We start from the raw sequence: 9,963 nt of genomic DNA, 5'->3' as shown, positions 1-9,963 counted from the left end.
ACAAACAATTTGCTTATAATAATGCTTAAACGTTTTGTGAGCGCCCAAATGAAAGCCAATCATAATGGTAATGATTTCAGAATCCGACATTACCGATTTTCTGTTTCTTCTCTTTTTGTGATCTCCGAGTGTTTGAAGTTTCATTTGCTTGATTTGGGAGTCAAATTCTTTACAAAAATCGTCAACTTGTACAAAAATATTTGTAATTTGGTCTTTCAAAATCATAAGCAATAGTTCGTTTAAATATTTGAATGTCAGAAACTTAAATATACGAATTATTGCTTTTTATTGCAAATTTTTATTCTGTTTCTTATCCCGAGCTCAGGTTAATTAATTTCTTTTATTGAACGCTCAGATTTCATTTCATTTTATAGTTTTGTATTTGTCTATTCCTTAATTACTTACAAGTTAGGGTAGCTAATGGGTATCTTCATTTTCGCACCTCTATGTTATTCGATCTATTTTTGATAAAGATTTTAAAATACATACGAAGCACAAAGATGAAAAGTAAAGAAACAGGCTGGTTTCGTTCCCAATGAAAACTTGCCTGTTTTGTTTTTGTTATTCTTAATAGATTGGCAAAAAAGAATGACCCAAATTTTTACACTCGCTTTTCGGAAGTATATCCTTATTTCCAAGATAAATTGCTCTCCATAAATCTGAATTTACAGACTAGCGAATTAATCCTGCTCGCTTATATTTATTTGAATTTTGAAACCAAAGAGATTGCAGATTATATTTTTAAGTCATCCAAAACTATTCAGAATAGGAAACATCTTTTGAGAAAAAAACTAAATATACCCACACATCAAGATTTTCATATTTGGCTTAAATCTAATTTTAAATAGAAAGTCTACCTAAAATTCCCTTTCGCCTTCCTTTAGCTGGTAAAGCTTTTTGACTCCATATAAACGGCTGTAAATCTGTAATTTAAAATTTCGGGTATATGATGGGTATCAACTTTTTTTAACATTAAACAACTATTGTATTCTTTTGTAAAAGAGTTTACGAATCATAAATGAAGTCATATTTAAAACCGAAAAATACAGATGTCAACTGCATCCATTGTCTATGGAAGTTGTGTTGTATGGTTCTATTTTTTGTATTTGGTTTTATTTCTGCTAAGATATTCGTAACAGATTCTACAATAGCATTTCATTATGGTAATCCTAACCATGCAGAAGAAACTCATTTTTTTTCAGAAAATATTGAAAAATCCGAAATATTCATTAGTAAAGGTACTGTGCTGATTGGTTTTTATCCGTCCGAAAATTATAAAATTGCTTCTAAAAAGCAAACCCTAAAGACAGTAACAAAACCCAAATCGCTGATAAAAAATATCCAAAAAAAAGTAAAACTTCCCCAATATGCAGTATCTGTCAACAATATTTGCATTAAAGAATCATCAGAACATTTTTTTTGGAACACCCGAATCTCTGCTTTAAATAGCGGAATATTAATTAGCAATATTTCTTCAAAATACAATACAGGCGTATTGACTAGCATTTCTTTTCACTCATTATTCTTAGATAAAGAAAGTCTAAAGATTGATATTGATTGCTGTGAATTGAAAATATTTTTTATTACAAAAAATTTCTTTATCCGGCCTCCTCCAACTTTCCTTTACATATAATAGTTTAATTATTCAAATCAAGAAATCATTCAAGTATTACGCAGAATGGGTTTCCTCAATTTGTTCATTTTTTTTCGATAAATCTATCGAAGCGGGATTTTTTTTGCAAAAAACAAGGTAAATACAATACAATTTATGATAATAAAATTAAAACATTTAGTAAACTTACTTGTGTTCTTATTAATGGTAGGAATATCTACCAATCTAATAAAAGCACAGGATACTGACGGAGACGGAGTTCTCAATTCCGTTGATTTAGATGATGATAACGACGGTATTCCGGATGCTGAAGAAAGCCCGAATTGTTTCTTTACGGTATATGAAGCCAACCGTGTTGCTTCCGTTATCTCAACACTTAACGGAGCAGGAACAGATCCTGCAGCAGGAATAGATATTCCCCTTCTTTACAATGATAATATCAATGATGGTACGGTTGCAGCCGCTTACAATTTTGCTGGCAGCCAAACAATTACATCAGGTTCATCTATTTTCACTATAAAATATCCTACTCCCATTACTATTAAATCATTAACAGTAATACAGGCTTCGAGCGGAATGTCAAGTAGCGGATATGCAAAACTGTACGGTTCTCAAGATGGGATAAGCTATACTTTACTTACTACGGGTAATGGAATAAGCATTTCAAGTACTACTGTTACGTTCAATAATACTTCAACGACAGAATATTTATATTATCAAATAAGATATATAGGAACTTCCACATCAGGTAATGCAACGTCAGTTACAGCCGGAACTGCTACCATACACGAAATATATTCACTAGCAGCATCTACTCCCGTTTATAATCCTTCTGCTCATCCAAAACCGGGAGCATGTAATGATGATCTTGATAATGACGGAATACCCAATCATTTGGACTCTGATAGTGATGGAGACGGTTGTTCAGATGCTTACGAAGGGAGCGCAACCGCAAACAAAACAGTTAGTGTAATCCCTGGTCCTTATGGAGCTAACGGATTAGCAAATTCTTTAGAAACCAGCACAGAAAGTGGTACGGTAAATTACGTTTCTACTTATAGAAAGTATGCAGCTAAATTGTCTCAAAAACTTTGTGTTGACACAGATAGTGATGGCGTTTCTAATCCGATAGATCTAGATGATGATAATGATGGTGTATTAGATACGGAAGAGGGCGAATTTTGTGGAAGATTGGATAGAAATATAAGAGTTGGTTATTTAAACGTTGGAGCAGGTAATAATGGTTTGGCTACAAATCTTTTATATAACCTCAATAATTTTGGAGCAAATGGAGTTTATAATAAAGTAAGAGGTGTTACTCTTATCCCATTTGCTACTGCAGCTTCGGTTACCGAAGCCAATTTACTTGCTCAAAATATCGATATATTTTTCGTGGGGTCTTCAGGTTCTGATGCTACTACTTCTTCCGATAAAATACCTACATCCGTGAATACTATTCTAATCACTTGGGCTAAAAATAACGGAAAAGGAATATTTGCCCTTCAAAATAATGCAATAGATTATGGATATTCAGTAACCGATAACAATGTGAATCCAAATACACCAGTAGGTGTTTTAGGCCGAGATTATTATACCAATGGATATTGGCCAACTCCTTCTCTCAATCAGGGCGGTACAGTTCAGATGACAATTAAGTCTTTGAGCCGAACTTTTGATTTCTTAATGCTGGATGCCAATCTTAGACCTGTGGTAATCACAGACAGAGAATATAATTTGGTGATCTTCCCTGATGCGACCATCTATAACTCAGAAGCTACCAATGCAACACCCATTACAGATGACCAAAAAGCTATAGCTGATACTTGGGCTTATGTTTTCGATAAATATCTGGATAACCAATGTACCTGGCTTGATACCGACGGAGATTTAACACCGAATCATTTGGATTTAGATTCCGATCAAGATGGATGTAGCGATGCTCTAGAAGCAGGAGCAACCAATTCTGGTGTATCAAATTTTGCTTTTGTCTCACAAGCAGGATCATCAACAGACAGTAACAGCGATGGATTAGCAGACATCGTAGATACCAATCTAAACGGAATTCCTGATTATTTGAGTACTTACAACCCTCAGGCAATTAATGGATCTATTAAAAAATGTATTGATAGCGATGGAGACGGTTATCTTGATATTAGCGACCTAGATGATGATAATGATGGAATTTTAGATACCACTGAAGGGTTGACTTGCAATTTATTAAACAGAAATTTAAGAATCGGTTACTTAGACACAACACTCGGGAAAAGTGGCTTAATGATTAATATGTTATCTAATCCTGTAAACTTCAGTTTGAGTGGAACATATAATAAATTTCCGGGAGTCACATTTGTACCTTATGCCACGCAGACTGCTATTACCGAAGCTCAGCTGTTAACGGATAAGATAGATATTTTCTATGTTGGTTCATCAGCACTAGATGCACAAACGACTTCAGACAAACTATTAACCGCAACAAATGCCAGAATTATGGCTTGGGCATCCAATAATGACAAAGGAGTGGTTGTCTTACAGAATAATGCAGCCGATTATGGATATATTCTAAACAATGTATATCCAAACAGTAATCCAAGTTCTCCTTATGGTCCGCTTGGTGAGGCTGTGTTTACCAACGGTTATTGGCCCGAAACCGCATTTAATATGTCTGGAACCGTCCAAATGTCTATTAATTCTGAAACAAGAAGATATGAGACAGCAATGGCAGATATACAGGGAAAAGCCACCTTTGTAAGGGATGGAGATGAAAAAATAGTTTTCTTTCCTGATGCTACGATATTTATAAGCGATCAAACACAATCCACTATTGGTACAAACACTACATTAAAAGTAGCTGCTGATGTTTGGGCTTTTGCATTTGATGTTTTTATTAATGGTATATGTAGTTCAATAGATACAGACGGAGACGGAATCCCTAATCATTTAGATTTGGATTCCGATAACGATGGTTGCTTAGATGCAATAGAAGGCAGTGAAAACGTAACCACAGCACAATTGACAACAGCCGTAGGAACAGTTACTGCAGGAACAGGTTCTACAGCTTCTAATCAAAATTTAGGAAATACAGTAGATTCTCAAGGAGTCCCAACTGTTGTAAATTCTGGTGGTGCTGCCGATATTGCAACAGACCAAGGACAAGGGATCGGAAGTTCTGTAACGGCTAACGCTTTAGCAGTAGCAGGTACGATATCTGCCAATCAGACCCTATCTTCAGGAAATACACCTGCAACATTATCACTTACTGGCTCTACAGGTGCCATACAGTGGCAAGTATCTTCTGATAATTCTACATTTACCAATATTTCCGGAGCAACAGCAGCTACATATACACCCGGAGCATTAACAGCAACCACTTATTACAGAGTATTAGTGACAAGTATAGGGGGATGTACTGAAACATCTGATGTAATTACTATTACCATTATGTCATTATGTTACAAGCCGGCAGTAACTGCGGGAACGGTTTTGGAGACTAAACTTGGTATCACTGCATTAGGAAGAGCCGGTACAGACAGCGGAAGCTGGCCAATGGTTCGTAAAGGTGCATGGACAGTTCTGGAGTCCAAGGAAAAAGGATTTGTTGTAAACAGAGTTTCTGCAACTGCCGATTTAAGCCAAATTACTAATGCTGTTGAAGGAATGATGATATATGATGAAGAAGCTGATTGCTTAAAAATCTACACTATCAAAGAAGGAGATTCCGCAGCAGCTTGGCATTGCTTTAATACTCAGGCTTGTCCGGATTAATACTAATTACAAATGATAAAAGAGGTGAAGATTTTAAAATAGATAAAAAAACAAAATTACCCAATCACCTCTTTATCTTCTTCACTAAAAAAAGAACAATGAAAAAATTTATAATAACACTATCATTATTTTATGCAACTGCTGCCTTGTCACAGGTGGCAATAGGTAAGAGCTCTATAACTCCCGGATCTGCCATCTCACTAGAATTTTATGATTTAGCAGATAATGCGAAAGGAATAGTAGTTCCATGGGTATCTACTGTTGCTAATAATCCTGTAGCTTATAATTCTACAACCGGAACTGGCTACAGAGGAATGCCGGGAATCATAGTGGATGGAACAATTATTTTTGATCTTTCTGATAAGAAAATGAAATACCGAAAGGCAGGAGCCTGGTTTAATCTTACAGGAAATCCTACTTTCCCATTGGTTGTAAAAAATACCTCAAATAATGATGTTACTTTTACTCAATTTAATAATGTCGATTCTTCCTTGCAAGATAGTAAAGCTGAAGTTAATGGTGCTAGAGTAGCTATAGGTAACAACGGAGCAACGGATACCACAATAGGAATACTTGTGCTTACTGATACAAATAAAGCCATGGTTTTGCCTAAAGTAGCAAGTCCGCATATAAACATTATAAATCCTGCACCAGGCATGATGGCCTATGATACCGTAAAAAAACAATTGGCTGTTTTTAATGGCACAGTTTGGTCGTTTTGGAAACCATAATGACTTTTAAATTTTGAACAACTTCTTACAGATTACGGGAGCTGGACTCCCACGAACAGCAGTTGAGATAAAAAACATCTGCAAAGGAGAAAAGTCGTTATTATAGTTGGTTGAGAATGTAAGTTATTCACCATCAGACTGTACCAATATTTGTACAGTCTGATGGTAATACTAAAAGAAGTTTCAGTATTGTATAAAAAGTAAGGAATGCTTATTTTTGTTCAATCCAAAAAAGAAAAAGATCTTTGACTTTGATGGGCTTCCTCCCACGAACAGATTTTAGATAAAAAACATCTGCAAAGAGAAAAGTCGTTATTATAGGTGGTTGAGTGTTACACATAATGTAGTCTAACCTCTTCAATATTTTCTTTTTTTAGGTTTTCCAATGTAATTATCAATTCCGAAATTGAAGACTTCAGATTTTCATCAGTAATTATTCCATTATTCTCAGGATATATTGTTAATGGGTTTTCCTCCTGATAACGAAGCATATCCAGAATGTCCATTTTTAGCATCTTGCTGGTTTCACCGTTTGGGCTAAAAATAATTTCAGAGAAGTATTGACTGTTGTTATCAATTTTTTGTTTGAATTCATTTAGTTTTCCAATCAAAATATCTATGCTTATCCAATAGTCATCTGGTTTGAATTCGGTGTTTTTATATTCATCCAAGAATTCAGATTCAAATTCTTCAAAATCCATTCCTATTTCAGGATGATATGTTTTCTGAAAAATACTCAAATCGATATTTAGAATTTTTTCAAGTTGTGAAACAACGCTAGTATCACCATAGCCTCCAATTTGTTCAAAAAAATATGAAAGCATCTCCGGAAAATCAGCATATTCAGCATATTCGTCTTCCGTTTTTGGCTCAATTGAGTAGTCCATTCCCATAATTTGTAATTTTTATTTAATTTGTTTTAATCTTACAATGAATTGTCTGAAAAAGCTATTTTATTTCGATATTTTGAATCTTCTTCGAAAGCTCCAATTCCGATATTTCTTTGATTGAAGATTTGAGGTATTCAATATCTCTATAAAAATCCTCTTCCTTAAAGTTCATAGAATCAATTTGAAAATCGAGCATTATATAATTATCAATAAAATTAGCAACATAAACATTCTTATTTTTTTTGAAAAGATCTTCAATAATTTCTATTTCACTTTGTGTTAGTGGGTTTTTAATATTAAAATTGATAATTAAATCAGGATAATATTTAGGTTTAATTATGTAATTCAGATTATTGATTTGTTCATATTTTTTTTCTTGAGTGAGAATATCTTTTAATTCTTCAAATGGAAAATCCTTACACCATTCAAAATCTACTTTTTTCCCATCAAGATTGCTTTTTTGAATTTCTTTCAAATCGATAAAATCTGTTGAATTCCAGCAGATTGTCATCGGAAACATCTCATCGGTCTCATTAATATAAACATTGGCAGGCATAAAAATATATCCATCCGATATACTTTGATTTAAATCCTCCATTCCAATTACAAGCTTTATTGGATTTTTCAGATTATTTTCCAAATTGTTTAGCTTGTACAATTTCTCCTCTAATTGTTTTGATAATTCTGACTTAAAAGATTCTGAAAAGTCAAAGTCTTTGGTAAATACAATCCAATCATTTGTCATAATATTTTCTTTAATTTGAGATTTTAAATAGATAATAGAAAAGCTTAAAACAATGGTAAATATTAATTTTTGAGTCAATTTTTTCATATTATTTATTTTAAAGTCATATAGATTTGGGTCTAGCTTTTTCATTGGAGAATCTAAACTCAAAATTATATTTTAATGATTAAATAAAGCATTTTGATTTAATATTTTGTCCATTCACAATACCTAGATTATTGATTTAGATTGTTTTCTTTTTTCCAAATTGCTAATTCTTTGGGATGTTCCTTGTCATTTGGATAAATTTCTTTTATGTATTCAAATTGTTTTTTAGTGAGCAAAACAATTCTTCCGTCATTTTGAGATGAAATAGGATAAAACCTTTCTTCACTATTTTGTATTTTCAATTCTTCGTTCAGCATCTCGAGAAACCTAACGTAGGCAATGTCCCAATCCTGCTTTCCAAAATTATTATTAAAAGCAACATACTCTCTGTCGTTTAATTTTATTGTATGTCTCCAATGCTTGTCATTTTGAAAACTATTTTCATTGGAATAATTTAATTTCAAGCCTAGCTTTTCAAAGACAGGCTTTATTATTTTTAAATAATTTATTAAGCCTCCGACCTCAAAAAGTTCCTCGCTATCAATGAAATAAAAACGATTATCCAGAAATTCCAATGTTTCGCCTTGTAATGCTCCTTCAAAGAAATTGAGTTCATTATAAGATTTTTCTAATTCTGTTTTTTCGTCATTAAGATCATCGTTTTCTGTAAGATTGAAGAAATTGAGCTTTTCCAGTTTTTCAACAACTTCTTTCCCACTGGGTTTTATTTTTTCATTTTTTATAGCAGACTTGTTTGGGGCAATCGAGGTATTCTTTTCTGATTTTGAATTGCAACCAAATGCAAAAAAGCTAATAACCAAATAAAAGTATTTTCTCATTTCTTCTTTATTATTTCAGGAATTATTTGGAAAAGAAAGTAGTGCGCTTTAGAATTAGGATGTCTGTTTTAGTCCCACCAAAGGAAGAACTGATTTGATTCTTTAAGTGTATTCTCCAGTCCTTTTATACTTCCGACACCTTGTTCTACGATATCCGGACAGAAATCATACATTTCTTTTGTAAATTTTGGAATGTCTGTTGGTTTATTTTTAAATTCCCCTGAAACGAAATCACCACCAACTCCGTCCAGTTCAATCCCATATTTTGAATCCCAATCTTTTAATCTATCGATTATCAGTTGGGTGTGGATGTCATAGTTTACACCATTTGTAGCCTCAAAGATTAATGCTTCAAACTTATTATCAGATTGAAGAATAGTAATTATATCATCTTGATTACCATAATTTTCTGCTGATTTGTAAACAATTAATTTCTTGTCTTTCAGTACTTGTTTGAACCTTTTGACAATTTGACTCGCATTTTCAGCTGTCGCCTTTATTTTTATTGCTTTCGGCAAGTTTTTAGAATAGTTTTTTAAATTTTGAAAATCTTCGAAAAGAATATCTCTGTCTTTATTTCCTTTGCTAACTTCAAAAACTCCGGTTGACAATCCTTTTATTTTTTCTGCAATTTCCTGGTCTAAATTGATTTCTTGTATGAGCTTTGTCTCATCTGTATTCAGTTTCTTGGTCTGTTCACAAGAAATCAAAGCTAAAAAAAAGAATAAGTAAGTAATGATATTTTTCATTTGTGTTTTTTAGTATCATTAAATTATCAAAGTCGCATTCCTCATTTTTTTGTAAAACAACTTTAGTTTAATAAATTTATAATAAGTATGGTACTTTTTGTTGATGAAATTTACAAAAAAATGCGGAATCTAAAAATGTAGCATAAAGAAGTATATAAATTTTGTCTCAAAAATAGTTGCAAGTTCAATGTGCGAAGTATTAAAGGTAAGCAGGAGCAGTTTTTATCATTGGAAGAAAAGAAAACCGAGTAAGCAATCAGAAAGAAGAGCCATTTTATCAGCAGAAATCTTTAGTATTTATCATTGGAGCCGTGGGAGATATGGAAGCCCTCGTATTGCCCGAGAACTGGAAGCAAAAGGAATGAGAGCTTCACGTCCTTTGGTGGCCAGACTAATGAGAGAACGCAACCTGAGAAGTATTGTAAAGAAAAAATTTAAGAAAACTACCAACTCATCCCATCGATACCCTGTTGCTGAAAATTATTTGAATCAAAATTTTCAGGTTACAAGCAGTAAAGAGGTCTGGGTGTCTGATATTACGTATATCC

The 9,963-nt window shown here is 33.2% G+C and carries 8 protein-coding genes and 1 pseudogene; 4 read left to right on the top strand and 5 right to left on the bottom strand.

Annotated elements, in window-relative coordinates; all coding sequences use genetic code 11:
- A pseudogene (locus BT156_RS22690) lies at positions 1-225 on the bottom strand (IS982 family transposase); the annotation flags it as partial.
- A gap of 862 nt (positions 226-1,087) precedes the next feature.
- On the opposite strand from BT156_RS22690, the gene BT156_RS21400 reads away from it, so the two are divergent.
- The 3 genes from BT156_RS21400 (at position 1,088) to BT156_RS21390 (ending at position 6,105) form a co-directional block, all read left to right on the top strand.
- The gene (locus BT156_RS21400) at positions 1,088-1,633 is read left to right on the top strand and encodes a hypothetical protein (RefSeq protein ID WP_072412950.1); all 546 of its coding nucleotides are present in this window, start codon (positions 1,088-1,090) and stop codon (positions 1,631-1,633) included.
- Positions 1,634-1,768: 135 nt separating this feature from the next.
- Entirely contained in the window at positions 1,769-5,374 is a 3,606-nt protein-coding gene (locus BT156_RS21395) for a hypothetical protein (protein ID WP_072412949.1), read from the top strand.
- The gene (locus BT156_RS21390; RefSeq protein WP_228430225.1) at positions 5,362-6,105 is read left to right on the top strand and encodes a hypothetical protein; all 744 of its coding nucleotides are present in this window, start codon (positions 5,362-5,364) and stop codon (positions 6,103-6,105) included. The genes BT156_RS21395 and BT156_RS21390 overlap by 13 nt, the downstream gene beginning before the upstream one ends.
- A gap of 332 nt (positions 6,106-6,437) precedes the next feature.
- Here BT156_RS21390 and BT156_RS21385 read toward each other — a convergent pair whose 3' ends face one another.
- The 4 genes from BT156_RS21385 to BT156_RS21370 all read right to left on the bottom strand — a co-directional run bounded on the left by BT156_RS21385 (position 6,438) and on the right by BT156_RS21370 (position 9,415).
- On the bottom strand, positions 6,438-6,998 hold the full coding sequence (locus BT156_RS21385) for a hypothetical protein (protein WP_072412948.1): 561 nt from the start codon (positions 6,996-6,998) through the stop codon (positions 6,438-6,440).
- A 55-nt stretch (positions 6,999-7,053) separates the two neighbouring features.
- Positions 7,054-7,827 carry a hypothetical protein gene (locus BT156_RS21380; protein WP_072412947.1) on the bottom strand — a complete coding sequence of 258 codons (774 nt, stop codon included), beginning with the start codon at positions 7,825-7,827 and terminating at the stop codon, positions 7,054-7,056.
- A gap of 128 nt (positions 7,828-7,955) precedes the next feature.
- The gene (locus BT156_RS21375; RefSeq protein WP_072412946.1) at positions 7,956-8,666 is read right to left on the bottom strand and encodes a hypothetical protein; all 711 of its coding nucleotides are present in this window, start codon (positions 8,664-8,666) and stop codon (positions 7,956-7,958) included.
- A gap of 68 nt (positions 8,667-8,734) precedes the next feature.
- Complete coding sequence (locus tag BT156_RS21370) at positions 8,735-9,415, bottom strand: DUF4253 domain-containing protein (RefSeq protein ID WP_072412945.1); 681 nt, start codon at positions 9,413-9,415, stop codon at positions 8,735-8,737.
- Positions 9,416-9,602: 187 nt separating this feature from the next.
- Here BT156_RS21370 and BT156_RS21365 point away from each other — a divergent pair.
- On the top strand, positions 9,603-9,963 hold a 361-nt coding region (locus BT156_RS21365; protein WP_139255559.1), incomplete at its 3' end, for an IS3 family transposase.

This window comes from Chryseobacterium limigenitum, from assembly GCF_900114875.1.
Taxonomy (GTDB): domain Bacteria; phylum Bacteroidota; class Bacteroidia; order Flavobacteriales; family Weeksellaceae; genus Chryseobacterium; species Chryseobacterium limigenitum.
Note: the sequence above shows the minus strand (reverse complement) of the source record. Positions and strands in the feature narration are given on the sequence as shown.

What these genes read in the sequence shown, in the direction of transcription:
- BT156_RS21400 (WP_072412950.1), top strand. Translation starts at nt 1,088, where the DNA reads ATGGTTCTATTTTTTGTATTTGGTTTTATTTCTGCTAAGATATTCGTA.
- BT156_RS21380 (WP_072412947.1), bottom strand. Translation starts at nt 7,827, where the DNA reads ATGAAAAAATTGACTCAAAAATTAATATTTACCATTGTTTTAAGCTTT.
- BT156_RS21385 (WP_072412948.1), bottom strand. Translation starts at nt 6,998, where the DNA reads ATGGGAATGGACTACTCAATTGAGCCAAAAACGGAAGACGAATATGCT.
- BT156_RS21395 (WP_072412949.1), top strand. Translation starts at nt 1,769, where the DNA reads ATGATAATAAAATTAAAACATTTAGTAAACTTACTTGTGTTCTTATTA.
- BT156_RS21370 (WP_072412945.1), bottom strand. Translation starts at nt 9,415, where the DNA reads ATGAAAAATATCATTACTTACTTATTCTTTTTTTTAGCTTTGATTTCT.
- BT156_RS21375 (WP_072412946.1), bottom strand. Translation starts at nt 8,666, where the DNA reads ATGAGAAAATACTTTTATTTGGTTATTAGCTTTTTTGCATTTGGTTGC.